23 protein-coding genes are annotated in these 23,270 nt (G+C 64.0%); 19 read left to right on the top strand and 4 right to left on the bottom strand.

Annotated elements, in window-relative coordinates; all coding sequences use genetic code 11:
* Window positions 1-4 precede the first annotated feature (4 nt).
* The 4 genes from KHO41_RS27705 to KHO41_RS27690 all read left to right on the top strand — a co-directional run bounded on the left by KHO41_RS27705 (window position 5) and on the right by KHO41_RS27690 (window position 3,591).
* A complete protein-coding gene (locus KHO41_RS27705; protein ID WP_211956507.1) occupies window positions 5-799 on the top strand; it encodes a MinD/ParA family ATP-binding protein in 795 nt (264 codons plus the stop codon).
* Window positions 800-891: 92 nt separating this feature from the next.
* Window positions 892-1,608, top strand: a complete 717-nt coding sequence (locus tag KHO41_RS27700; RefSeq protein ID WP_211956450.1) for an RNA polymerase sigma factor FliA — start codon at window positions 892-894, stop codon at window positions 1,606-1,608.
* Window positions 1,609-1,640: 32 nt separating this feature from the next.
* Window positions 1,641-2,057: a flagellar protein FlhE gene (locus KHO41_RS27695; protein WP_211956449.1), complete on the top strand. Its 417-nt coding sequence runs from the start codon at window positions 1,641-1,643 to the stop codon at window positions 2,055-2,057.
* 304 nt (window positions 2,058-2,361) lie between these two features.
* The gene (locus KHO41_RS27690; RefSeq protein ID WP_211956448.1) at window positions 2,362-3,591 is read left to right on the top strand and encodes an NAD(P)/FAD-dependent oxidoreductase; all 1,230 of its coding nucleotides are present in this window, start codon (window positions 2,362-2,364) and stop codon (window positions 3,589-3,591) included.
* A gap of 16 nt (window positions 3,592-3,607) precedes the next feature.
* On the opposite strand, the gene KHO41_RS27685 is transcribed toward KHO41_RS27690, so the two are convergent.
* The 3 genes from KHO41_RS27685 to flgA form a co-directional block, all read right to left on the bottom strand.
* The gene (locus KHO41_RS27685; RefSeq protein WP_211956447.1) at window positions 3,608-4,069 is read right to left on the bottom strand and encodes a flagella synthesis protein FlgN; all 462 of its coding nucleotides are present in this window, start codon (window positions 4,067-4,069) and stop codon (window positions 3,608-3,610) included.
* 7 nt (window positions 4,070-4,076) lie between these two features.
* Window positions 4,077-4,385: a flagellar biosynthesis anti-sigma factor FlgM gene (gene flgM, locus KHO41_RS27680; RefSeq protein WP_211956446.1), complete on the bottom strand. Its 309-nt coding sequence runs from the start codon at window positions 4,383-4,385 to the stop codon at window positions 4,077-4,079.
* A gap of 144 nt (window positions 4,386-4,529) precedes the next feature.
* Window positions 4,530-5,279 (bottom strand): flagellar basal body P-ring formation chaperone FlgA, encoded by a 750-nt coding sequence (flgA, locus tag KHO41_RS27675; RefSeq protein ID WP_211956445.1) that lies wholly within the window; start codon window positions 5,277-5,279, stop codon window positions 4,530-4,532.
* A 239-nt stretch (window positions 5,280-5,518) separates the two neighbouring features.
* On the opposite strand from flgA, the gene flgB reads away from it, so the two are divergent.
* From flgB to flgL, 11 genes are all read left to right on the top strand, one after another.
* Window positions 5,519-5,926, top strand: a complete 408-nt coding sequence (flgB, locus tag KHO41_RS27670; protein WP_011301733.1) for a flagellar basal body rod protein FlgB — start codon at window positions 5,519-5,521, stop codon at window positions 5,924-5,926.
* Between the two features lie 15 nt (window positions 5,927-5,941).
* A complete protein-coding gene (gene flgC / locus KHO41_RS27665; protein WP_211956444.1) occupies window positions 5,942-6,349 on the top strand; it encodes a flagellar basal body rod protein FlgC in 408 nt (135 codons plus the stop codon).
* A 24-nt stretch (window positions 6,350-6,373) separates the two neighbouring features.
* Window positions 6,374-7,045 (top strand): flagellar hook assembly protein FlgD, encoded by a 672-nt coding sequence (gene flgD / locus KHO41_RS27660; protein WP_211956443.1) that lies wholly within the window; start codon window positions 6,374-6,376, stop codon window positions 7,043-7,045.
* A gap of 82 nt (window positions 7,046-7,127) precedes the next feature.
* Window positions 7,128-8,351 carry a flagellar hook protein FlgE gene (gene flgE, locus KHO41_RS27655; protein WP_211956442.1) on the top strand — a complete coding sequence of 408 codons (1,224 nt, stop codon included), beginning with the start codon at window positions 7,128-7,130 and terminating at the stop codon, window positions 8,349-8,351.
* Window positions 8,352-8,394: 43 nt separating this feature from the next.
* Window positions 8,395-9,138: a flagellar basal body rod protein FlgF gene (locus KHO41_RS27650; RefSeq protein WP_211956441.1), complete on the top strand. Its 744-nt coding sequence runs from the start codon at window positions 8,395-8,397 to the stop codon at window positions 9,136-9,138.
* A gap of 73 nt (window positions 9,139-9,211) precedes the next feature.
* On the top strand, window positions 9,212-9,997 hold the full coding sequence (flgG, locus tag KHO41_RS27645; RefSeq protein ID WP_211956440.1) for a flagellar basal-body rod protein FlgG: 786 nt from the start codon (window positions 9,212-9,214) through the stop codon (window positions 9,995-9,997).
* Between the two features lie 10 nt (window positions 9,998-10,007).
* The gene (gene flgH, locus KHO41_RS27640) at window positions 10,008-10,706 is read left to right on the top strand and encodes a flagellar basal body L-ring protein FlgH (protein WP_211956439.1); all 699 of its coding nucleotides are present in this window, start codon (window positions 10,008-10,010) and stop codon (window positions 10,704-10,706) included.
* On the top strand, window positions 10,690-11,868 hold the full coding sequence (locus KHO41_RS27635; protein ID WP_244874062.1) for a flagellar basal body P-ring protein FlgI: 1,179 nt from the start codon (window positions 10,690-10,692) through the stop codon (window positions 11,866-11,868). The genes flgH and KHO41_RS27635 overlap by 17 nt, the downstream gene beginning before the upstream one ends.
* Entirely contained in the window at window positions 11,868-12,914 is a 1,047-nt protein-coding gene (gene flgJ, locus KHO41_RS27630; protein WP_211956438.1) for a flagellar assembly peptidoglycan hydrolase FlgJ, read from the top strand. The genes KHO41_RS27635 and flgJ overlap by 1 nt, the downstream gene beginning before the upstream one ends.
* Window positions 12,915-13,112: 198 nt before the next feature.
* Window positions 13,113-15,008, top strand: a complete 1,896-nt coding sequence (flgK, locus tag KHO41_RS27625) for a flagellar hook-associated protein FlgK (RefSeq protein WP_211956437.1) — start codon at window positions 13,113-13,115, stop codon at window positions 15,006-15,008.
* Window positions 15,009-15,043: 35 nt separating this feature from the next.
* Entirely contained in the window at window positions 15,044-16,258 is a 1,215-nt protein-coding gene (gene flgL / locus KHO41_RS27620; protein WP_211956436.1) for a flagellar hook-associated protein FlgL, read from the top strand.
* Between the two features lie 78 nt (window positions 16,259-16,336).
* Here the strand turns inward: flgL and KHO41_RS27615 are convergent, their stop codons facing one another.
* A complete protein-coding gene (locus tag KHO41_RS27615; RefSeq protein ID WP_211956435.1) occupies window positions 16,337-17,356 on the bottom strand; it encodes a LysR family transcriptional regulator in 1,020 nt (339 codons plus the stop codon).
* A gap of 109 nt (window positions 17,357-17,465) precedes the next feature.
* Between KHO41_RS27615 and KHO41_RS27610 the strand changes: the two genes are divergently transcribed.
* The 4 genes from KHO41_RS27610 to KHO41_RS27595 all read left to right on the top strand — a co-directional run bounded on the left by KHO41_RS27610 (window position 17,466) and on the right by KHO41_RS27595 (window position 23,186).
* Window positions 17,466-18,821: an NAD(P)/FAD-dependent oxidoreductase gene (locus KHO41_RS27610; protein WP_211956434.1), complete on the top strand. Its 1,356-nt coding sequence runs from the start codon at window positions 17,466-17,468 to the stop codon at window positions 18,819-18,821.
* Window positions 18,822-19,549: 728 nt separating this feature from the next.
* Complete coding sequence (locus KHO41_RS27605; protein ID WP_211956433.1) at window positions 19,550-19,963, top strand: RidA family protein; 414 nt, start codon at window positions 19,550-19,552, stop codon at window positions 19,961-19,963.
* Between the two features lie 116 nt (window positions 19,964-20,079).
* On the top strand, window positions 20,080-21,447 hold the full coding sequence (locus KHO41_RS27600; RefSeq protein ID WP_211956432.1) for a DUF1329 domain-containing protein: 1,368 nt from the start codon (window positions 20,080-20,082) through the stop codon (window positions 21,445-21,447).
* A 74-nt stretch (window positions 21,448-21,521) separates the two neighbouring features.
* Entirely contained in the window at window positions 21,522-23,186 is a 1,665-nt protein-coding gene (locus KHO41_RS27595) for a DUF1302 domain-containing protein (protein WP_244874061.1), read from the top strand.
* The last annotated feature ends 84 nt before the right edge of the window (window positions 23,187-23,270 follow it).

Below are 23,270 nucleotides of genomic sequence, written 5' to 3'. Positions count from 1 at the left end.
GGCGATGGACCAGGCTGAAAGCCTGCGACGCATGCTGGCGCCGCGCGTCACGCGCCGCATTGCGGTGGTGGCCAGCGAGCGCGGTGCCGGTGCGACCACGATCGCATTGGGCCTGTCCCATGCGCTGGCGATGCAAGGCGAACGCGTGCTGCTCGCCGATGAGGACAACGCGGGCCATGCGGTGCGCCTGTCGGGCGCAGAACCAGCCGGCACGCTTGCCGACGTGCTGGCCGGCCGCATGACGCTGGAGACCGCGCTCGGCGCGCGCCCGGCCAGTGCCGTCGTGGTGCTGCCGGCAGGCAAGGCACAGCAGCACGGCGCGCCATCCGCGGATCCGCTGTCGGGATTTCGCACGGTGCTGGTCGATGCCGCCACGGACGGCGACGGCGCGCTCTCACCGCTGGCGGGGGCCGCACACAATGTGCTCGTGGTGATGCGGCCGGAACTGGCGTCTATTACCGCGGCATATGCCTGCATCAAGCGGCTGCACCATCTGTACGCTTGCCGGGATTTCCATCTGGTGGTCAACATGGCGGCCAATGAAACCACCGTTCAGGCGATCACCGGGAACCTGGCGCGCACGGGGCGGCAGTATCTGGGCGTCGAGATCGGCTGTGCCGGCTGGTTGCCGGCGGACCCGCTGGTCACGCGCAGCGTGGAGCTTGGACGGTGCGCGGTGGAAGCCTACCCCGCAGCGCCCGCGACGACCGGATTGCGCCGCATTGCCAGCGGCATCGGCGCATGGCCATTGCGTGCCGAGCCGGCTGCATCGGCTGCGCACGCTGCCGTGGCGGCCTGATGCCGTGACTTTTCGAAACTGACGAAGACCCTGAGCCGCCGGCCCGCAAAGACGGGCAGGTTCTGCAAGCAAGCATTCACGAGAATTCCACCATGTACACGATCCAGGGAAAGCTCGAACAGGCCGATGTGGTCAAGACCCACGCGCAGCTCGTGCGCCGCATCGCACTGCAACTGGCGGCCAAGCTGCCGGCCAGCGTGCAGATCGACGACCTGATCCAGGCCGGCATGATCGGCCTGCTCGACGCGGCCAAGCGCTATGAGGACACCCATGGCGCGCGGTTCGAAACCTACGCCAGCCAGCGTATCCGCGGCGCCATGCTCGACGAGGTGCGCGCCAACGACTGGCAGTCGCGCAGCCTGCGGCAGTTCACGCGCCGTATCGAACGCACGCAGCGCGGTCTCGAGCAGAAGCTGGGCCGTGCGCCGCTTGATTCCGAAGTCGCGCAGGAACTGGAGATGGCGCTGGACGAATACCAGACCTTGCTCAACGAGGTCTATGGCTGCCAGCTGCTGCACTATGAAGATTTCGAGCGCTCCGGCGAAGAGGACTTCCTCGATCGCCACCTTGGCGGCAGCGAAGACGGCAACCCGCTCACGCAGCTCATGGAAAACGGCATGCGCGCGGCATTGATCCGCGCCATCGAGCGCCTGCCCGAGCGCGAAAAGCTGGTGCTGTCGCTGTGCTATGACCAGGAACTCAATCTGCGCGAAATCGGCGCGGTGCTCGACGTGACCGAATCGCGCGTGTGCCAGATCCGCGGGCAGGCCATTACGCGCCTGCGCAACCAATTGCGCGGACTGCTCTGATGCGCGGGCGGCACGGCTCCGGGCAGGTTGCGATGCATGCCATCGCGGCGCTGCTTGCTGCAATGGCGACGAGTACGTGGGCCGCGCCGGACGACGGCACGAGCCATAGCTGGAGCGCATCGGTCAACGGCCCGGCGCTGTATGGCCGCGGGCTGCGTACCGTGTCTCGCCCGATCCTGCCGAGCGGCAACCTGCCGCAGTCGGAGGGCGTCATTACCTCGGTGCGCTGGCGCTACAGCTTTGCCGCGACGCCGCCGACGGATCTGCAGGCCTATCTCTGCAACGACACGCGCTGCGTGCTGCTGCCACAGGCCGAAGGCAAGACCGACGCCTTCGACGGTGATGATGCAACCCAGGGCTTTGTGTTTGCGTTTCGGCTGCCAGGGCAGGGCCCGGTAGCGCCGATGCTGCAGGGCAAGAGCAATCAGGTGGTTGTGGGGTTCCGATAAGACGCTCAATCCCTCTGACCACTGCCGGGCGTACCGGCCCGGCGATGTGATGCAACCGCCGAGCAACAACCGGCATCGCAATCTCCGCCGGCGCGCACACCGAATGTCCGGTTTCCACGCTGCCAATCCTTCGGTAGCATGTGCCCATGCTGTCCCCTGACAGTTTTCGCGGTTTTCTGTAGCCAATCCCTTCCGTAGCGGTTCCGCCGGATCCTGCAGGACGCGATATCCTGCCGGGAGGGCCGGCTTTATCACTGGTTTGGGCGAAAGCGTTGGCGATACGCCAGGCGTGTTGGAGGTTGGAATGGAAGATCAATTCGCAGACGTGCTGATCATCGGCGCGGGGCCAGCAGGTTCTGTTGCGGCGGGTTTGCTGCGTCGTCGTGGTATTGGTGTGCTGGTGCTCGAGAAGGAGACGTTTCCGCGCTTTTCCATCGGCGAAAGCCTGCTGCCGCAGAGCATGGAGTACATTGAAGCGGCCGGCATGCTGCGTGCAGTGGTAGAGGCTGGCTTCCAATACAAGAACGGTGCCGCGTTCGCGCGTGGAGATCGCTATGTCGATTTCGACTTCCGCGACAAGTTCTCGGCTGGCTGGGGTACGACGTACCAGGTCCAGCGCGCGGATTTCGATCATGTGCTGATACGCGAAGCGGAGAAGCAAGGTGCCGAAGTCCGCTTCCGGCATCTGGTGACGGGCGTCGACGTGTCAGGTGCGCAGCCGGTTGTGACCGTGCTCGACCCTGATGGCAACAGCTATCGCGTCACCAGCCGTTTCCTTCTCGATGCATCCGGGTTCGGACGCATCCTGCCGCGCCTGCTGCAGCTCGAGTCGCCATCCGGGTTTCCCGTGCGCAGCGCCATCTTCACGCATGTCGAAGACCGGGTGATGCCGGGTACCTTCGATCGCAACAAGATTCGTATTGGCATTCATCCGCAGCACGTGGATGTCTGGTACTGGACGATTCCGTTTTCGAACGGACGTTGTTCGCTGGGCGTCGTTGCCGAGAAGGCATTCCTGGATGGCTATGCCGGCAGCGACACCGAACGCCTGCAGGCGCTGGTGAACGAGGATCCCGCTCTTGCGGGCCTGCTTGCCAATGCCGTGTGGGATACCCCCGCGCGCCATATTGCGGGCTATGCGGCCAACGTGAAGTCGCTTTGGGGTAACGGCTATGCGCTGCTCGGCAACGCAGGCGAATTCCTGGATCCGGTCTTTTCCTCAGGCGTGACGATCGCATTCAAGTCAGCCAGTCTGGCCGCCGATTGCATTGCGCGTGAATTCGCGGGCGAGACCGTCGATTGGGAAGCTGACTATGCGCGGATACTGAAGTCGGGCGTCGATTGCTTCCGCGCATTTGTCGATGCGTGGTACGCCGGCGGCTTCCAGAAGCTGGTCTTTCATCCCAACGCCACGCCGGAGATCCGCCGCATGATCTCGGCCATCCTGGCCGGCTACGCGTGGGACCGTTCCAATCCGTTTGTCCGGGACCCGCAGCGCGGTCTCAACGTGCTCGAACAGTATTGCGACGATTGAACGCAGGCGGGCGGCTTCAGCCGCTGGCCAGGCTGACGCCGCCCGCGCCGGCCGATGCCTTGCCGTTCTTGCCGTAAAGCCCGGAGTCGCCGCCGCTGTGCTGGCGCAGCACATTGATCGCTTCGCGCGTGTGGTCCAGGTGCGCAGCGACGATGGCGCCGTTGAGCTGGTTGTTGTCGCGCGCGGCGCGTGCGGCAAAGATAAGCTTGCGCCAGGCATCGCCCACGGCGGGATCGATATTGCGGCCGAGCAACTGGCCCTGCGGGCCCGGGCGCATGCCCAGGGCGCCCATCTGGGCTTCGCGCGCGGCCACCTGGCGCGAGAGCGCCTGACCCAGTTCCACCTTGCGCGTGAGCAGTCCGCTCAGGGACTGGAAGTCTCCGCCCTTGAGGGCGTCGCGCTCTTCGGTGAGCAGTTGGCCGAACGCCGTGACGGCTTCGGCTTCTTTCTGCAGGCTCTGGATCAGGGGCTGGCTCATGGCTGTTTCAGTGGGTGTCGCCCTGGCTCAGTTCGCGCAAGGTGGCGAGCAGGCCGTCGGCAATCTTGCCCGGGTCGATCTTGATCCGGCCTTCGGCGATGGCCTGGCGGATCTCTTCGACCTTGGCGGTGTCGATGTCGTCGTCGGTTTCGTTGGCCAGGCGGCTGCCGATTTCACGGACCTGCGAGGCCAGGGGGCTTACGCTCACGCCGCTCGAAGTGGCGACGGGTGCACTCTGTCCGGCTTGCGGCCGCACAGTACTGTCCGCAGCCGGGGCGTCGGCCGGCCTGGACGAGGTGGAGTGGTTGATCTTCACGGGCGTTCCTTGCTGGGTTCCATTGTCATTACGGACGCCTTGGCGAAATCTTTAGGGAAATCTCGCCGCGACGGCAGGACTGGCACGCATTGTCGCATGCTCACCCATCCTGCATTCCAGTCTCCCATGAGGCACTTTTCCGCGTTATTGCAGCACCACGGTGTCGCCGCTGCGCACCAGGCCGCTCACTACCTGCCCGTTGCGCAGGCGGATCTGCACCGAGTTGCCGATGGCGGCATCGGCCAGCACCTTGCCCTCGCTGGTGATCTGGAAGGCGTCGCCTTCCACCGCGACGGTCACGGTCTGGCCGGAGCGTACGGCGATCGATTTCTTCAGCAGGTCGGTACGCATGGGCGAGCCCGCTGCGACGCGGTTGGCCGTGACTGCGCCCACGACCTGAGACGGGTCGGTAATCACGGCCTTGGGCAGCGTGGACAGGTCGCCCTGCCGCACTTCAAGGTCGGCCGGCGTCACCGGCTCGCCCGGGCCAAGCGCGCGCACGGCCACGTAGTAGTCCGACAGCACGGACACGCGTGCCTGCATATAGCGGATCCACGGCCGCTCGCCGCCGCAGCGTACGCCGACCGAAATGCGGCCCCACGGCGAAGCGCCCTGTGGCAGGAAGGGTTCGGGCGACACGCATTCCGGCGCGCGGCCGCCTGACGGCGGCTGCACCTGAACGGTGGCCTTGCCCGGCAAGCCGGCGGTCTGGCGCAGCAGGAACTGCTCCACGGCCGCGCGCACGGGGTCTTCCGGGAACGGATTGGTTGCCTGCATGGCCACCGGGGTGACCTGTGCAGGCGCCGCCAGGGCTTCGCCGGCTACGGCTGACAGGACGCCTCCTGCCAGCAGGGCCAGCGCCGGCCTGATGACGGCGCAATGGATCTTCTTCATGTCTTCATCCCAGCAAGGACGACGCGGCGGCCACGGGGCAACTGAGCCGCTTGTGCGGCCGCACGCAAGGAAACGGGTCCCATTGTAGGGAGCCGTTGCCGGGCAAGCCCTCCGAATTGCATGGATTTCCCGTTCTTATTCATCCGATTGGCGTGACAGGCCTGAACCTAAGATGCGATCCCTGAAGAAGGTCGCCCTTCGTCGTTTGCTCCAAGGTTGCTCCAAGCGGAGATGCATACATGATTGACAGACTCGACTCGGCATTGCGCTTCCAGCAGGAAGCGCTGAGCCTGCGGACTCAGCGGCAGTCGGTGATTGCCTCGAACATTGCGCACGCCGATACGCCCGGCTACAAGGCCCGCGATTTCGATTTCTCGAGCACGCTGGCGCAGACCATGGAGCGCGGCCGCCGTCCCGATGGCGTGTCGCTGTCGACGACCTCCGTGCGCCACCTGCCGGCACAGGCACCGACCCGCGACGACGCTGACCTGGCCTACCGCATCCCGCTGCAGTCGAGCGTCGATGGCAATACGGTCGAGATGGACACCGAGCGCGTGGCTTTCGCCGACAACTCGGTCCACTTCGAATCGAACCTGACGGTGGTGAGCTCGAAGATCAAGACCATGCTGGCCGCGATCCAGCAGTAACGGCCGGAGAGACGCATGCCAGCAATGAATATCTTCGACGTCGCAGGCTCGGCCATGGCTGCGCAATCGCAGCGCATGAACGTGACTGCGTCCAACCTGGCCAACGCCGACAGCGTGGTCAGCCCCGACGGCCAGGCCTACCGGGCCAAGCAGGTCATCTTCGGCATGGCGCCGACGCCCGGCCAGAGCGACGTCGGTGGCGTGCAGGTGCAAGGCGTGACGGAAGACCCGTCGCCGCCGCGCATGGTTCACAACCCCACGCACCCGATGGCCAACGCTGAAGGCTATGTGGTCATGCCCAACGTCAACCCGGTGGAGGAAATGGTCAACATGATCTCGGCTTCGCGCTCGTACCAGGCCAACGTGGAGGTGCTGAACAGCGCCAAGAACATGATGCTCAAGACGCTGACTATCGGCCAGTAACGACAACGGAACCATCAACGCGACATGACTACTACCTCCTCGGTCAACAACAACAGCAGCACCACGAACGTCAATGCTGCGCTGCAGAGCGGCAGCGCCAGCGCGGCCGACCTGCAGAGCAACTTCCTGAAGATGCTGGTGACGCAGATGAACAACCAGGATCCGCTCAACCCGATGGACAACGCGCAGCTGACTTCGCAGCTCGCGCAGATCTCCACGGTGAGCAGCATGCAGACCATGAACAGCACGCTGAACCAACTGCTGAGCCAGGTGAGCGCAAGCCGCGCCATGGATTCGGCCGCGCTGATCGGCCATACGGTGATGGTGCCGGGCTCGCAGTTCTCGGTGAAGGACGGCGTGGCCGGCCAGTTCGGCGTGGACCTGCCGTCGACGGCCGATGCGGTGACCGTCAACGTGCTCGACGCCAACGGCAACGTGGTGCGCACCATCGACATGAAGGGCCAGACCGCCGGCGTGCACGACATTGCCTGGGACGGCAAGAACGACGCCGGCGTGGCGGTTGCGGATGGCGATTACACCTTCAAGGTCAGCGCCACGGCCAACGGCACGTCGGTGCAGCCGGTGGCACTGGTCTACGGCAAGGTCAACAGCATCAGCGGCGATTCGACGGGCGTGCTGGTGGATGTCGGCAACGGGCAGCAGGCGAACGTGGACGACGTGCGCCGTATTCTCTGAATCTGAACGCGGGGCCGCGGCCCTGATTCCTGCTGGCAGCGTGCTGGCGACAAACGAAATACAGGTATCAAGGAGAAACTAAATGGGTTTCGGTCAAGGCGTAAGCGGCATTAATGCCGCAGCAGCGAATCTGGATGTGATCGGCAACAACATTGCCAACTCCAACACGGTCGGCTACAAGGCGTCGACCGCGCAGTTTGCCGACGTGTACGCCGGCACCAAGATCGGCCTGGGTACCACAGTGAATTCGGTGGTGCAGTCGTTCACGCAGGGCAATATCCAGGCGACCAACCGCTCGCTCGATGTGGCGATCACCAATGGCAGTGGCTTCTACCGGCTGGTCGGGACGGATGGTTCGGTGCACTTCTCGCGCAACGGCCAGTTCGCCCGCACCGATGATGGCCGTATCGTCAATGCACAGGGCCTGCAGCTGACCGGCTTCCCGCCGGCTGGCGCAGGTGGTGGCGCGCTGCCGCAGCCGCTGGTCGTTTCGAGCGCGCAGATGCCGCCGAAGCCGACGGGCAACATCAAGGTCGGCTACAACCTCGACTCGCGCAGCAGCGTGCCGGCCACGGCGTTCTCCAGTGCGCCGGGCGCGTTGCCGACCTCCGACATGTATAGCTACAGCAACAGCATGACGGTGTATGACTCGCTGGGCAATTCGCAGCAGCTGGTTGCTTACTTCGGCAAGTCCGCGGCCACCCCGACCGTCGCTGGCGGTACGGACTGGACGATGAACGTGACCGACGCGGCTGGCAATGTCATGGGCGGCTCGCCGATCACGCTCGCATTCGACAGCAACGGCAAGATGGTCTCGAGCAATCCTGCCACGATCACGCTGACCAAGACCATGACGAACGGCTCTTCCGACCTGTCGATGAAGCTGGATCTGGCAGGCACGACGCAGTTCGGTTCGGACAACGATGTCATGAGCCCCTCGCAGGACGGCTACGCCTCGGGTGCGCTGCTGGGCTTCGCGATCGAAGGCGATGGCACCGTGCGCGCCAGCTACTCGAACGAGCAGACCCAGGTCCTGGGCCAGGTTGTACTGGCAAGCTTCGGCAATCCCGAAGGCCTGAAGGCGGAAGGCGGCAACACGTGGGCCGCCACCGGTGCGTCGGGCGAAGCGGTCGTTGGCGTGCCGGGCGGCGCCCGCGGCCAGCTGCTGTCGAACGCCGTGGAAGCCTCCAACGTCGACCTGTCGGGCGAGCTGGTCAACCTGATCGTGGCGCAGCGCAACTACCAGGCCAACGCCAAGACCATCGAGACCCAGAACCAGGTCATGAATTCGCTCATGAACATGTAAACATGGTGAGCGGCGTGAAGAGCAAGCAAGCTGAGGCAAGTCGATGGACCGCATGATCTACACCGCCCTGTCGGGCGCCAAGCAGATTCTCGACCAGCAAGCCGCTGTGTCGAACAATCTGGCGAACGTTTCGACGCCGGCTTTCCGCGCGCAGGTCAATATGTACCGCGCGGTGCCGGTGGTGGGGCAGGAGTCGCCCACGCGTGCCTTCACGCTGGCGTCCACGCCGGGCGCCGACATGCGCGCGGGTCCGCTGACCTATACCGGCCGCCCGCTGGATGTTGCCCTGCAAGGCAATGGCTGGCTGGTGGTGCAGGCGCGCGACGGCAGCGAAGCGTACACCCGCGCCGGATCGTTGCAGATCGCGCAGGACGGGCAGGTGCAGACCAGCTCGGGCTTGCCGGTCATGGGCGACGGTGGGCTGCTGTCTGTGCCGCCGGGTTCGCAAGTCACGATCGGCAGCGACGGCACCATCACCGCGCGTGGTCCTGGCGAAGCCTCCGCAGGCCTGGCCCAGGTGGGCAAGCTGCGCGTGGTGAACCCGCCTGCCGATTCGATCGCGCGTGGCGATGACGGGCTGTTCCGCCTGCGCCCCGGTGCACAGCCGCTGGAAGCCGACCCGACCGTACGCGTGGTTTCGGGCGCGATCGAAGGCAGCAACGTGAACCCGACCGAAGCGATGGTCGACATGATCGCGAATGCCCGACGCTTCGAGATGCAGATGAAGATGATCACCGGCGCCGACACCAACGACCAGCGCGCCAACCAGCTGCTCTCGACTAACTGAAGCGGCCACGCCGCACCCATGAACGCATGACGCGCGGGGCCGTACAGCTCTGCGCAGGATTCCAAGGAACACCATGATCCGCTCTCTCTGGATTGCCAAGACCGGCCTTGACGCGCAGCAGACGCAGATGGACGTGATCTCGAACAACCTCGCCAACGTGTCCACCAACGGCTTCAAGCGTGGTCGCGCGGTGTTCGAGGACCTGATGTACCAGAACATCCGCCAGCCAGGCGCGCTGTCGTCGGACCAGACCACGCTGCCTTCGGGCCTGCAGCTCGGCACCGGCGTGCGTCCGGTCGCCACCGAGCGCATCCACACGCAGGGCAATCCGCAGCAGACCGGCAATTCGAAGGACGTTGCCATCATCGGCCAGGGCTTCTTCCAGGTCGCGATGCCGGATGGCACCACGGCCTATACGCGTGACGGTTCATTCCAGGTCGACCAGAACGGCCAACTCGTGACATCGAGCGGCTTCGTGATCCAGCCGGCCATCACCATCCCGGCCAACTCTACCGCGCTGACCATTGGCCGCGATGGCACGGTATCGGTGACACAACCGGGCTCGAGCAACAACGTGCAGGTCGGTCAGCTCCAGCTCGCCACCTTCATGAACCCGGCCGGCCTGGAGAGCATGGGCGAGAACCTGTACGTGCAGACTGATGCCTCCGGTGCGCCCAACACTACTGTGCCGGGCCTGAACGGCTCGGGCGTGCTGCAGCAGAACTACGTGGAAGCCTCGAATGTCAACGTCGTGGAAGAGTTGGTCAGCATGATCCAGACCCAGCGCGCCTACGAAATCAACAGCAAGGCCGTGCAGACATCCGACCAGATGCTGCAGCGCCTGACGCAGATGGGCTGACGGAGTGGAAATGGCCAACATGCTTTCCCGCCTGGGCGCGCGCGTTCTGTATTGCCTGGCCGGCCTGGCATTGCTGGCCAGCGGCGGCTGCGCGCTGATGCCGCGCGAGCCGCTCGTTCAACTGCCGACCACCGCGCGCGCCGAGCCGCGCCCGATGGGCCCGGCAACGGGTTCGATCTTCGCGTCCTCGTACGCCGGCAACCCGCTGTTCGAGGATCGCCGTCCGCGCAACGTCGGCGACATCCTGACGATCGTCATCACCGAAAACGTCAACGCTACCAAGAATTCGGGCACCAATGCCAGCCGCACCGGCAGCACTGCACTCGCATTCGATGCCGTGCCCAAGGCACTGGCCGGTCTGTTCAGCAGCAGCTCGAACGCCAGCATCAATGGCGGCAACTCCCTGAAGGCCAGCGGCGGCGCCAGCGCGGCAAATACCTTCAGCGGCACCATCACTGTGACGGTGCTGGAAGTGCTGGCTAATGGCAACCTCGTGGTCTCGGGCGAGAAGCAGCTCGCGATCAACCAGGGCGCCGAATTCATCCGTTTCTCGGGCGTGGTCAACCCACGCACCATCACCGGCGACAACGGGGTGCTGTCCACCCAGGTGGCCGATGCCCGCATCGAATACACGGCCAAGGGCTATATCGACGAAGCGCAGAACATGGGTTGGCTGCAGCGCTTCTTCCTCAATGTCTCTCCGTTCTGATTGCTCTGAATCGCCCATGTCCGCTCCGATGCTTGCCCGTTTCCTGTCGAGCCTGCTCAAGGCCAGCGTTACCGCGCTGGCGGTGGTGGTGGCGTTCGGCTTCGCCGCCAATTTCGCTCGCGCGGAGCGCCTGAAGAACCTGGCGACGTTCCAGGGCGTGCGCGACAACCCGCTGGTGGGCTACGGCCTCGTGGTCGGCCTGGACAATACCGGCGACCAGACCATGCAGACGCCGTTCACCACGCAGAGCCTGACCAACATGCTCTCGCAGCTCGGCATCACGCTGCCGGCCGGCAAGAACATGCAGCTCAAGAACGTCGCGGCAGTGATGGTCACCGCCACGCTGCCGGCGTTTGCGCAACCGGGCAGCCAGCTGGATATCGTGGTGTCGTCGATGGGCAATGCCAAGAGCCTGCGCGGCGGTACCCTGCTGATGACGCCGCTGAAGGGCGCCGACGGGCAGGTGTACGCCATTGCACAGGGCAATATGCTGGTGGGCGGCGCCGGTGCATCGGCCAATGGCAGCAAGGTGCAGGTCAACCAGCTGGCGGTGGGCCGTATTGCCAATGGCGCTATCGTCGAGCGTGCGGTGGCGGCCTTTCAGCCTGACGGCGGCGTCCTCAACCTGGAACTCAAGGACACGGATTTCGGCACGGCCGAGCGTGTGGTGGAAGCCATCAACCGGTCGATGGGCGGCGGCGTGGCCGCAGCGCTCGATGGCCGCGTGGTGCAGGTGCGCGCGCCGCAATCGTCGTCGGCACGCGTTGGCTTCCTGGCGCGCATCGAGAACCTCGACGTGACGCCAGCCAAGGCTGCAGCAAAGGTGATCCTGAACGCGCGCACCGGTTCCATCGTGATGAACCAGGCCGTGACCGTGGAAGACTGCGCGGTGGCACATGGCAATCTTTCTGTGGTGATCAACACCCAGCCTGTGATCAGCCAGCCCGCGCCGTTCAGCGGCGGACAGACCGTGGTTGCCCCCGTGTCGCAGATCGACATGAAGCAGCAGGGCGGATCGCTGCAGATGGTGAAGGCTGGTGCTTCGCTGGCGGCCGTGGTCAAGGGCCTGAACGCACTCGGTGCCACGCCGGCGGATCTTCAGACCATCCTGGAAGCCATGCGTGCAGCGGGGGCGCTGCGCGCCGAGCTGGAGATCATCTGATGGACAGCGCTCTTTCCGCGCAGGCGGATGTTTCGCAGCGCTTTGCACTCGATACGCAGGGCTTCGAAGCGCTCAAGCAAAGCGCGCGCAGCGGCGCGGACACGGGCACGCTGCGTGCCGCCGCCAAGCAGTTCGAGGCCGTCTTCACGCAGATGGTGCTCAAGAGCATGCGCGACGCCACGCCGCAGGACGGTGTTTTCGACAGCGAGCAAGGCAAGCTCTACATGTCGATGCTGGACCAGCAGCTTGCACAGCAGATGTCTTCGCGCGGCATCGGCCTGGCCGAAGTGATGGTGCGCCAGCTCGCGCGCGCCACGGGTGCGCAGGTTCCGCCGGGCATGATCAGTGCCAATGCTGCGCCGGGTGCTACAGGGACCGCAGCGGCCGATGCAGACATGGCACGGCTGCTGGACAGCCGAGGGGCCGGCGCTACACCTGCCGTGGATGGCGATGCACCGGCCATCGGCACTGTCGTGCCGGGAGCGAGCTGGAACCCGACGGCAGGCCTGCGGCAATACCGCGAGCAGGACTATGCCTGGCAGGGACAAGGGCAGGGCGGTAGCAATCTCGGGCCGTTGCCCGACGATGCACCGGCGCATGTCAGCGCCTTCGTATCGCGCATGTCCGCACCGGCCGAAGCAGCTTCGCGCGCCAGCGGCGTGCCGGCGCGGCTGATTGTGGGCCAGGCGGCATTGGAATCGGGCTGGGGCCGGCGCGAAATTGCGCATCCTGACGGCAGCACCACGTTCAATGTATTCGGCATTAAGGCCGGCGCGAACTGGAAGGGCCGCGTGGCCGAAGTCACCACGACCGAATATGTCGATGGCCAGCCGCAGAAGGTACGCGCGCGCTTCCGCGCCTATGGCTCGTATGACGAGGCGTGCGCCGACTATGCCCGGCTTCTGACCACCAACCCGCGTTACGCGGCCGTGGTCTCGGCAGGCTCTGCCGACGAAGCGGCCCATGGCCTGCAACGCGCGGGTTATGCCACTGATCCGGCCTACGGGCAGAAGCTGGTGCAGATCATGAAGAAGGTGTCGGCGTAAGCGCTCGTCGACGATCTCTTCCCTCTCTCGGTCTCGGCAGAGGGGCCGGCGTGGAAACGTTGGCGTACGCAGTTGCTACACCGCTCATCCAGCGCGAATGACCCTAAAGTCTCCCGCGCAAATTGCCGATAACTCCCACATTCCCTGCCTCCGTCCGAGCAAGGCGGAGGCATCAACAGCATCCGGGGTCAGAGCAACATGTCTCTCTTCAGCATTGGTCTTTCCGGCCTGAACACCGCGCAGAACGCGCTGACGACGACCAGCCACAACTTCGCCAACGCGGCCACCGAAGGCTATTCGCGGCAGAACACCATCGTGGCGTCGGCTGGCGGCCAGTACACCAGCCAGGGCTTCTTCGGCATGGGGTCGAACACGACTACCGTGGCGCGCGTGTACGACCAGTTCCTGACCGGCCAGCTGCGCGGTGCGCAGTCGGCCAGTTCGGCGCTGTCGACCTACTCCGACCAGATCAGCCAGATCGACAACCTGCTGGCTGACCAGAAGGGTGGCCTGGCGCCCCTGATGCAGAAGTTCTTCTCGGCGGTGCAGGCCGTGGCCGACACGCCGGCTGATCCCGCCGCTCGCCAGGGCATGCTGTCGGCCGGCCAGGCACTGGTGGGACAAGTACGCTCGGCCAGCAACTACTTCAAGCAACTGCAGTCTGGCGTGAACGAGCAGCTCGGCACGGCGGTCGACCAGATCAACAGCTATTCCAAGCAGATCTCCAACCTCAACGGCGAGATCGTCAAGCTGAAGGCACTGTCGGGCGGCCAGCCGCCCAACGACCTGCTGGACCAGCGTGACCAGGCCGTGTCCGAACTGACCAAGCTGGTTGGCGCCAAGGTCGTGGTGCAGGATGGCGGTACCTATAACGTGTTCATCGGCAACGGGCAGCCGCTGGTCATGGGCAACGACTCCTACGACCTGAAGGCCGTCGCCTCGGCGGCCGATCCTGGCCGTACCGTCGTTGCCTACACGGTGCCCGGCGGTGGCTTGCGCGAAAGCGAGAGCGGTGCCATCACCGGCGGCTCGCTGGGCGGCCTGCTCCAGTTCCGCAGTGAAACGCTGGACAGCGCGCAGAACTCCATCGGCCGCCTGTCGCTTGCGATCGGCCAGTCCTTCAATGACCAGCACAAGCTGGGCATGGACATGAACGGCGACATCGGCACCGACATGTTCAAACTGGGCAGCGCGACAGCGCTGTCCAACGCTAACAACACGAGCAGTGCCGTCGCGCAGGCCACGGTCACCGACTCATCGGCGCTGACTACGAGCGATTACACGCTGGAATTCGACGGTACCAACTACAAGCTGACCCGCATGTCGGACAAGCACGTCGAAACCTTTGCTCCGACTGACCCGATCCAGTTCGATGGTTTCTCCGTGCAGTTGAACGGCACCCCGAACGCCCATGACTCGTTCCTGATCCAGCCGACGCGCAACGCCGCGGCCAGCTTCGACATGGCGATCTCCGATCCGGCCAAGATTGCGGCAGCAGCGCCGGCAGGTGTCGACGCCGCCAGCACGAACCAGGGCAGCGGCACTGCCGCACTCGGCAGCGTGGCACCGGGCTTTACGCCGTTGACCGGCAAGATCATCGCGACCTACGACGGTACCGGCTACACCTTTACGGACGCATCCGGTGCGGCGATCACCCCGGACAGCACCGCGACCAACGGCGCGAATACCGACTACACCTTTGGTGGCCTGACCTTTACGTTTGGCGGCACGCCCAAAGCCGGTGATTCGTTCACCCTCGGTTCGAACGCGGGTGCGGTGAAAAACAACGGCAACGCGCTCGCGCTGGCCAAGCTGCAGAGCGCCAAGACCATCGGCGGCGTGTCCAGCTTCAACGATGCCTATGCCCAGCTTGTCAACGATGTCGGCACGCGCGCCAAGTCCGTGCAGATCGCCTCGACGTCGCAGGACAGCATCACCGCGCAGATCACCGCTGCGCAGCAGTCGGTATCGGGCGTGAACATGGACGAGGAAACGGTGTCGATGCTGCGCTACCAGCAGATGTACCAGGCCAACGCACGGGTGATTCAGGCAGCCTCGACGCTGTTCGACACCATCATCGGCATCGGCCGGTAAGCCGAACCGACCAGGAATACGAGAAGGAACAGACAATGCGCGTCGCAACCTCCACGCTCTACCAGCAAGGCCTGGCCTCGATGAACCTGCAGCAGTCGTCGCTGCTGCATATCCAGCAACAGCTCGGCACCGGGCGCAAGGTGCTCACGCCGTCCGACGACCCGGTGGCCGCCACGCGCGCGCTCGGCGTCACGCAGGCCAACGCGATCAACGACCAGTACACCACCTCGCGCAACCAGGCGAATATTTCGCTGGGCATGGAAGAAAACACGCTGTCGACCGTGACCACGGTGACGCAGAACATCCAGACGCTGCTGGTGCAGGCTGGCAACGGCACGATGAGCGATGTGGACCGTGCCTCGCTGGCCACCGCGCTCAAGGGCCAGTACGAGCAGCTGCTGGGCCTGGCCAATGCCGACGATGGCAATGGCCAGTACCTGTTCGGCGGCACGCTGTCGGGCTCGGCGCCGTTCGTGCAGGGTGGCGGCAGCGTCCAGTACATTGGCAATACCGAGCAGCAGCAGTACCAGGTCGACGTGGCGCGCCAGATGCCGGCAGGCAGCAACGGCCGCGAAGTCTTCCAGAGCGTGCAGGGCTCGGCTGGCTATGTGCTCAAGGGCAACAGCACGAATACGGGCAGCGCTACCTACGGTCAGGTATCGACCACCGATCCGACCAATCCGCTCTACGGCACGCCGCTCACGCTGACATTCGACGACAGCAGCGGCTCGATGCAGTACACCATCACCGATCCGAGCGGAAATCCCGTCGGCGGTACGCCGGTTGCTTACAGCGATCCGGCGCAGATCAGCGCGGCCGGCATTACCTTCACGGTCAAGGGCACGCCAAAGAGCGGCGACACCATCAGCATGCAGCCAGCCAGCCAGGCCGGCACCGACATGTTTGCGAACCTGAAGTCAGTGATCGACGCGCTGGACGCGCCGGTGCATTCCGGCGCCGACAGTGCTAACCTGGACAACGTCATAGCCACTGGCATCCGCCAGTTCTCGAACTCGCTGGACAACGTGCTGACGGTCCGCTCGTCGGTAGGTTCACGCATGCAGGAACTGGACGCGCTGGACACCATCGGCACGAACCGCGGCCTGAACTATTCGGAGACGCTGTCCGGGCTGCAGGATCTGGACTATGCCTCGGCGATTACCCAGTACTACCAGAGACAGACTGCGTTGCAGGGTGCGCAGCAATCGTTCATGCAGATTCAAGGCATGAATCTGTTCAAGTATCTGTAAGGGCACTTGGTGGGGCAGGGAAAATAAGCCTCCTGTCCCACCAGAATAGCGTTTGGCAAAGCGCCAATCAGGCATTTGTCAATCACCGACATTTGTCGATTTCCGGACCGGATGAATACCGCTGGTGCTCTTGCTCAGCGCTGGCACAGCCTTCCTGCGCCTGTCCGGCGAAGCCTTTGCGCCGTCGATCACGTGCGCCCCGCGTTCGACCATGAAATCGCGAAACAGGCCGGCCGCCTGGGAGAGGCGCCGGTCGGCGAGCGTGACCACGTACCACTCGCGCACGATCGGATTGCCGGCGAACGGCAGTTGCGCGAGCAGCCCCGTCCTCAGTTCGAGCGCGCATGCGTGCAGCGACAGGAACGCGACGCCTAGCCCCGCCTCCGCCATCTGCTTGATCGCCTCGTTGCTCGACAGCTCCGAGCCGATGTGAAACTTCAGGCCTGACACCTTGAACAGGCTCTCGACCGTCGCGCGCGTGCCAGCGCCGCGCTCACGGACCAGCAGATTTGCCGACTCCAGGTCTTTCAGCGACAACCGCTTGCGCCGCATCAGCGGATGGCCGGGTGCGGCCACGAATGCCATCGGATGCTTTGCGAACTCGGCTGCGTTCGTGCGCAATTCCTTCGGCGGACTGCCCATTACCGCGAGGTCGATTTCGTGCGTGGCGAGCATCCGGATAATGTCCTCGCGATTGCCGACCTTGAAGTAGATCTTCACGTGCGGACGTGTCTCCGTGAATTTGACGAGGATCGGCGGAATCAGATACTCGGCTGTCGTGATGGCGCCGATACGCAGCGTGCCGCCGAGATCGCCCTTCAGCGCGGCAACCTCGTCGCCAGCCTCGATCCATAGCTGCAGGATCTCGCGCGCGTATCGCGCGAGAATCTCGCCTGCCGCGGTCAACTGAACGCCACGCCCGACACGCTGCAGTACGCCCGCACCGACAGCTTCCTCAAGCAACCGGATCTGTAGCGACACCGCGGGCTGCGTCAGGTTCAGTTCCTCCGCTGCGCGAGACACGCTGCCGAGCCGCGCAACCATGTCGAGCGCCTTCAACTGCCGGAACGTTGTCGTTCTAGATATAAGTGAAAACATATGAGTCGGCTAAAAACATTAAATTGTCTGGCGTGAGGACAAACTATATCGTGGGCGCTCATGGCCTGACAGCGGGCTAACGGACATTGCATTCACTGCGGAGCGCCTCATGACCCACGCCCCCTTCGTGCTCGACGCCGACAACGGCGCCGACCTTCATCGCATCGTGATTGTCGGCGGCGGCGCCGGCGGCCTGCACTTGGCGACGCGCCTTGCCGGCACTGTCGGCCGGCGCCGCGTCGCCGAGATCGTGCTCGTCGACCGCTATCCCACGCATTTCTGGAAGCCGTTGTTGCACGAAGCGGCTTCCGGGCATCGCGATCCGGCCAACTACCACATCGAGTACGCAGCGCAGGCGAAGCGCCACGGCTTTCGCTTCGTTCAGGGTGCGCTCGAGAGCGTCGATCGCAGCGCGTGCATGGCGACGATCGGCGCTGTGCACGACGAGGACGGCGCAGAAATGCTGCCGCAGCGGCGCGTTCGCTACGACAGCCTGGTGTTGTCCGTGGGCAGCGTGACAAACTTCTTCAACGTGCCCGGTGCGGCACTTCATGCGCTGCCGCTGGAGAGCGTCGAACATGCCGAGGTCTTCCGCCGGAGATTCCTGGCCGCGTGCACGAGGGCGAATCACGGGCTCGAAACGGCAGGCATGCGAAGCATGCCTGCGATCAACATCAGTGTGATCGGTGCGGGCGCAACGGGTGTCGAGCTTGCTGCCGCGCTCACGCATGCGGTCGATCAGTTGTCGGTCTACCGCTTCCAGGCGCTGGACCCGAAGCGAGACGTCCGCATCCGCCTGATCGAGGGTGGCACACGTGTGCTGCCGGCGCTCGACGAGCGCGTGTCGGCGCGCACCGACGCGGCGCTGCGCCGACTCAAGGTCGATGTGGTGACTGGCGCGAGCGTGGCCGAGGTCCGCGCCGATTCGCTAGTGACCGGTTCGGGCGACGCACTGGCCAGCGACATCACGGTCTGGGCCGCCGGTGTCGCGGGGCCCGCGATCCTGAACTCGCTCGACGGCATCGCGCTCAATGCAGCGAACCGGGTGATCGTCACCGACAAGCTGCAGACGCCGGGTGATCCGCGCATCTTCGCGTTCGGCGACTGTGCAGCGTGCCCGTCAGCCACGAGCAGCGGCTTCCTGCCGCCGCGGGCGCAGGTCGCGCATCAGCAGGCGATGTATCTCGGCAAAGCGTTTGCGCAGCGTCTCGCCGGCAAGGCGGTCGCCGGCTTCGCGTTCCGCGATGCGGGCACAGTCGTATCGCTCGGGAAGTCCGGCGCAACGTATCAGACCGGCGGCGTGTCGTCGCGCGTGCTGATTGTCGACGGTGCCGCGGCGAGCGGGTTGTACCGGCTGCTGTATCGCAAGCATCTGTTCGGCGTGTCCGGAATGAGGCATGCAGTGCTCGAAGGACTGGGGCAGTGGCTCGGTCGCTGGAGCCGGCCAGCGATCAAGCTGCATTGACGACGGAGTCGAAGGCTAAAGACGCCCTCTGCTCACATTTTTGCGCGAACTGCACCGGGTCTGGTCCGAGCCCGGTGCACCAATCCTCAATCGACTGACCAGCATGGCGCCTTGCGAAGAGCCGGTGCCCGTGCCTGTGCGTCCGACCTGCCAGCGAACTCCAGGCCATCGCGCACCGTGATGGATGCCGGAAAGCTGGCGCGTCCTCCCTTCCCTTCAAGTACCTGATGCACCCGCATGCCCGGAAATGAGGCGTCTGCCTCCTGGCCGGGCATTCGCGCGTGGCATCGACTGCACTTCGGCGGTCACCTCACCGCATGTTCCGCAATACGCGTACCGACCGTTCTGCATCGTCCACGCCTGCTTTGCTTGGTGTTTTCCCTAGCCACTATCACCTTGTATCTAGGCCGGCTCAACGCTAATATTTGGCCGTTGACACGTTATTTGTAGGCCAGTCATACGTGTTTATGAGATGGATTTAGGGAGCTGTTGGTTCGGGGAAGCAGGAAGTGGATGACGCCCTATGGCGGGCGTCGCGCCTTCCTTCACAAGCGTTTGCCGCACTTATTGGCAACGACGCGAGGCTTCAGACCGTGACCTGGATTGCAGCCACCTGGGCCATAGCACCGGGGACGTTCTATTCGTCGGCGAGATTTCGCATTGGAAGACGGGAATGCGTTTCCACACAACCGTTTCCATCAACGCATCCAAGCAAAGAGGTTCAAGCCATGGCACCGAACAACAAACGTCAATCAATCGTCCCGGCCCCGTTCCAGGCGTATTACGACGCGTACCACTTCTCGCCGGCGACGCGCGTCGGCGACACGATCTGGGTGTCCGGCCAGGTCGGGATCGGCGCGGATATGGAGCCCGCCGAAGGGTTGCGAGCGCAGGCGCAGATCGCGTTCGAGAGCCTGAAGCTGATTCTCGAAGAGGCGGGTGCAAGCCTGGCCGACGTCGTGGAACTCACAACGTTCCACACCGACCTTCACGGCGAAATCGAAGCGTTCATGTCGGTCAAGGATCAGTACTTTCCGAGCCGCTATCCGTCGTGGACGAGCGTGGGCGTGACACAGCTGGCGCTGCCTGGACTGGTCATCGAAATTCGCGCGGTGGCCGTGGCCGGATCCGGCAAGGACTGAGTCTGCCGCGAATCGGGCAATCGACAACGACGCACGTTGAAGCACCACTGACTGATATCGCGACACGGACCGCCCGACATGCAGGGCAGCGAAGCGAGGAGCACGGAAGGAGAACCATGATGAAGAAGTATGGAATTGAAGCCATGTCAGCCATCGCGGCTGCGGTATGCCTTGTGGCCGGAAGCGCCGCCATGGCGGAAGACCTCACGCCGGAAGGTGGTGATCGCGCAGCGAGTAAAGACGGTGCTGTACCGGCCTATGCAGGCAAGCAATCACCCGAGGCAGGTTGGGAGTGGGGCAAGTCTCGCGGCGATTTCTGGAAGCACAAGAACGAGAAACCGCTGTACTCGATCGATGCAGCGAACGTCGATAAATACGCAGACAAGCTGACCCCGGGTCAGATCGCCCTGATCAAGGAAAAGAAGGGCTATCGCATGGACGTGTATCCGTCGCATCGCGAATGCCAGGTGCCGGACTTCGTTGCGCAGAACTCCAAGGCAAACCTCACAGGAGCGAAGCTCGATTCCACCGGCGAGCAACTGCAATCGGCAACCCTTCCAGGCGTTGCATTCCCGCAGCCCAAGAGCGGCGCCGAGGCGATCCTGAACTACATCTATCGCTACCACGGCGAAGGCCTGGAATGGCCAAAGATGGTCACCGCTATTTCCCCGCGGCCGGGCAGCAACGAATGGATCGACGTGATCTCTCCCCAGCATACGTTCTTCCCGTGGGGCAAGCCGGGCAAGACCACGCCGCAGGATGTCGATCAGCTTAGCAACGCCGCCTTTTTCAAGATGGAATCGCCGCCGGCGCTGGCCGGTCAGGCGTTTGTGCAACGCCAGTATTTCAACAAGGCGTCGGAGACGTTCTACTACTTCCCTGGCCAGCGCCGCGTGCGCCGCATGCCGGCCTATACGCACGATGCGCCGGTCATCGGCATGGAGAACCAGTACCTGATCGATGAGGCCAACATGTTCTACGGCACCATCGACCGGTTCAACTGGAAGCTCGCCGGCAAGAAGGAAATGCTCGTGCCGTACAACGCGTTCGGCATGTACAAGTTCAAGGACAAGCTGCGCGACGTTGCCACGCCCGACGGTGTCGCTTCGGCCAACCGTCGCTACGAGATGCACCGCGTGTGGGTGGTCGAGGCCACGCTCAAGCCCAGCGCGCGCCACGTTGCATCGAAGAAGGTCTTCTACCTGGACGAAGACAGCTGGCTCGCACTCGTGGGCGAAGACTACGACGCGCAGGGCAAGCTGTGGAAGGTACGCGAGAGCTACCCGATCCCGGCGTGGGAGTTGGGCGGCACATGCGACAACCTGCCCTTCGCCATGTACGACCTCAGCAACGGCCGCTACGTGATGGACCAGACGACGATCGGTCAGGGCAAGGACATTCGCTGGTACGAGCAGATCAATGATCCGCGCTTCAAGCCGGACTTCTTCACCTCGGAAACCCTGAGGTCAGTCAGCGAACGCTGAAAGTAGCTGCATGGCGGGCCGGCGCGCGTTTGAGGAGGCACGCGCCGGCATCGGAACGGGATGGAGGAAGGGCGATGAAAACTACAAAGATCATTCGGCGGAGCACGATCTCGCTCGCCGTGCTGGGGGCGACAGCATCAAGCGCGTACGCGTATGACTTCACGGCAGGCGCGGAAGATGCCATCAAAGGCTCGCTGGTGACCAACATTACTGCCGGCGCAGGGATTCGGGTCAAGAACCCGAGTTGTTCCCTGACGGGAGATCCGAACGCAAACGGCTGCGGGGCGGCGGCCAACGTCGATCAGTGGGGGTTCGGCGACAACGGCAACCTGAACTATCGCAAGGGGCAGGCATTCAGCACTTACCTCAGCGCGACCAGTGAATTGCTGCTGACGATCCCGGGCCAGGGGCTCAAGTTCATGGCGCGCGGCACGGGGATGTATGACTTCATGGCCAAGAACACGGAGCGTACGGAACTGGCGAGCGACGCGCGGGCGCAGATTGTCTACGATGCGCAGTTGCTCGATCTCTGGGGCCAGAAGGATTTCACCATTGGCGATCGGAATGCGCATGTGCGCCTCGGCAACCAGGTGATCAACTGGGGGGAGAGCATCTTCGCGCAGGGCGGCATCAATGCAACCAACGCGCTCGATATCCAGAAGCTGCTGATCCCCGGGTCGCAGCTCAAGCAGGCCCTGCGCCCGGCGCCGATGCTCAGCTTCGCCACCGGCCTTCCCGGCGGCTTCAGCACCGAGGCCTACTACCAGTTCCAGTGGAATGGAAACCGCTATCCACCGGTCGGATCCTACTGGTCAATCACGAATGGCTTCGGCCGCGGCGCGGAGCCATTCACGATCAGCACAAGAAACTTCAACGCGGCAGGCCCCAGCGCGGGCACGATAGCCGGGCCGGACAGCCACAACTCGAACGTGATCAGCGCCGTCAACAACGGCCTCGTCAACGGGGATTTCGCCGGATCTCCATTCTTTGATATCGGTGTTCCCGTCTCGTCGGCATTGCCCGCGAAGTACAGGCCTGAATTCGGTCTGAAGCTCAACTACACGCCGGCATCCTTGCCCGCGAACTTTGCGCTCTACTACGTCAACTATATCGACAAGTCGCCCGTGATGGCGTCATTGCCTAACGGGACGGCACAGTTCTCGTATCTCGGCAATCGTCAGCTCTTCGGTGCCAGCGCGAACTTCCCCGTAGGCGATTGGGCGATCGGCACCGAGCTGTCGTATCGGCCTCACGATGCCGTGGCGTTATCCGGCTGCTATGGCGCGGGCGGTCCGCTCGACATGAACACGAACGGCGTTCCCGGCATCAACTGCCAGCAGTGGGTCGACAGGAAGAAGCTTCAGTTCGATATCAACGGCATCCTGGCCCTGACGCGCAGCGAGTATCCGTTCCTCAAGCTGATCGGCGCGGACCAGGCGACGCTGACCTGGGAGGCCACGTGGATCTACTACCCGGGCCTGAGCTCGCATGGTGTCACGCGCACGATCGACGGACAAACCGTGACACAGGGGACCTCCGCCGGCTATTTGCCCTGGTTGAACCAGAGCTCGGGTCTGGGCTATCCGGTCGCGATGTCGCAGGGTACGTCCAGTTCGGTGGGCGCAACCATCGATTTCAACTGGACCTATGACGGCACGCTGATCCCCGGCTGGCAGGTGACGCCCGGCGTGACGTTCATGACATCGCTCTACTCTTACTGTGTCACAAATATAGCCTGACATCCCAGCAACACGGACAGCGCGGAAGCTTGCTGGTGATCGCGCGGGCGATGAGTAATCGCAACGTGGAAATCGAGTCAGGCA

Source organism: Cupriavidus numazuensis, assembly GCF_905397435.1.
GTDB classification, from domain to species: Bacteria; Pseudomonadota; Gammaproteobacteria; order Burkholderiales; family Burkholderiaceae; genus Cupriavidus; species Cupriavidus numazuensis.
The sequence above is the reverse complement of the archived record's forward strand: the minus strand, read 5'-3'. Positions and strand labels throughout refer to the sequence as shown.

Excerpts from the sequence above, each read along its gene's own strand:
- KHO41_RS27605 (WP_211956433.1), top strand. The coding sequence starts at position 19,550 with ATGGCACCGAACAACAAACGTCAATCAATCGTCCCGGCCCCGTTCCAG.
- KHO41_RS27600 (WP_211956432.1), top strand. The coding sequence starts at position 20,080 with ATGATGAAGAAGTATGGAATTGAAGCCATGTCAGCCATCGCGGCTGCG.
- KHO41_RS27635 (WP_244874062.1), top strand. The coding sequence starts at position 10,690 with ATGTCTCTCCGTTCTGATTGCTCTGAATCGCCCATGTCCGCTCCGATG.
- KHO41_RS27595 (WP_244874061.1), top strand. The coding sequence starts at position 21,522 with ATGAAAACTACAAAGATCATTCGGCGGAGCACGATCTCGCTCGCCGTG.
- KHO41_RS27650 (WP_211956441.1), top strand. The coding sequence starts at position 8,395 with ATGGACCGCATGATCTACACCGCCCTGTCGGGCGCCAAGCAGATTCTC.
- flgD (WP_211956443.1), top strand. The coding sequence starts at position 6,374 with ATGACTACTACCTCCTCGGTCAACAACAACAGCAGCACCACGAACGTC.
- KHO41_RS27685 (WP_211956447.1), bottom strand. The coding sequence starts at position 4,069 with ATGAGCCAGCCCCTGATCCAGAGCCTGCAGAAAGAAGCCGAAGCCGTC.
- KHO41_RS27690 (WP_211956448.1), top strand. The coding sequence starts at position 2,362 with ATGGAAGATCAATTCGCAGACGTGCTGATCATCGGCGCGGGGCCAGCA.
- flgG (WP_211956440.1), top strand. The coding sequence starts at position 9,212 with ATGATCCGCTCTCTCTGGATTGCCAAGACCGGCCTTGACGCGCAGCAG.
- flgA (WP_211956445.1), bottom strand. The coding sequence starts at position 5,279 with ATGAAGAAGATCCATTGCGCCGTCATCAGGCCGGCGCTGGCCCTGCTG.
- flgJ (WP_211956438.1), top strand. The coding sequence starts at position 11,868 with ATGGACAGCGCTCTTTCCGCGCAGGCGGATGTTTCGCAGCGCTTTGCA.
- flgL (WP_211956436.1), top strand. The coding sequence starts at position 15,044 with ATGCGCGTCGCAACCTCCACGCTCTACCAGCAAGGCCTGGCCTCGATG.
- KHO41_RS27610 (WP_211956434.1), top strand. The coding sequence starts at position 17,466 with ATGACCCACGCCCCCTTCGTGCTCGACGCCGACAACGGCGCCGACCTT.
- flgK (WP_211956437.1), top strand. The coding sequence starts at position 13,113 with ATGTCTCTCTTCAGCATTGGTCTTTCCGGCCTGAACACCGCGCAGAAC.
- flgB (WP_011301733.1), top strand. The coding sequence starts at position 5,519 with ATGATTGACAGACTCGACTCGGCATTGCGCTTCCAGCAGGAAGCGCTG.
- flgE (WP_211956442.1), top strand. The coding sequence starts at position 7,128 with ATGGGTTTCGGTCAAGGCGTAAGCGGCATTAATGCCGCAGCAGCGAAT.
- KHO41_RS27695 (WP_211956449.1), top strand. The coding sequence starts at position 1,641 with ATGCATGCCATCGCGGCGCTGCTTGCTGCAATGGCGACGAGTACGTGG.
- KHO41_RS27705 (WP_211956507.1), top strand. The coding sequence starts at position 5 with ATGGACCAGGCTGAAAGCCTGCGACGCATGCTGGCGCCGCGCGTCACG.
- flgC (WP_211956444.1), top strand. The coding sequence starts at position 5,942 with ATGCCAGCAATGAATATCTTCGACGTCGCAGGCTCGGCCATGGCTGCG.
- KHO41_RS27700 (WP_211956450.1), top strand. The coding sequence starts at position 892 with ATGTACACGATCCAGGGAAAGCTCGAACAGGCCGATGTGGTCAAGACC.
- flgH (WP_211956439.1), top strand. The coding sequence starts at position 10,008 with ATGGCCAACATGCTTTCCCGCCTGGGCGCGCGCGTTCTGTATTGCCTG.
- KHO41_RS27615 (WP_211956435.1), bottom strand. The coding sequence starts at position 17,356 with ATGTTTTCACTTATATCTAGAACGACAACGTTCCGGCAGTTGAAGGCG.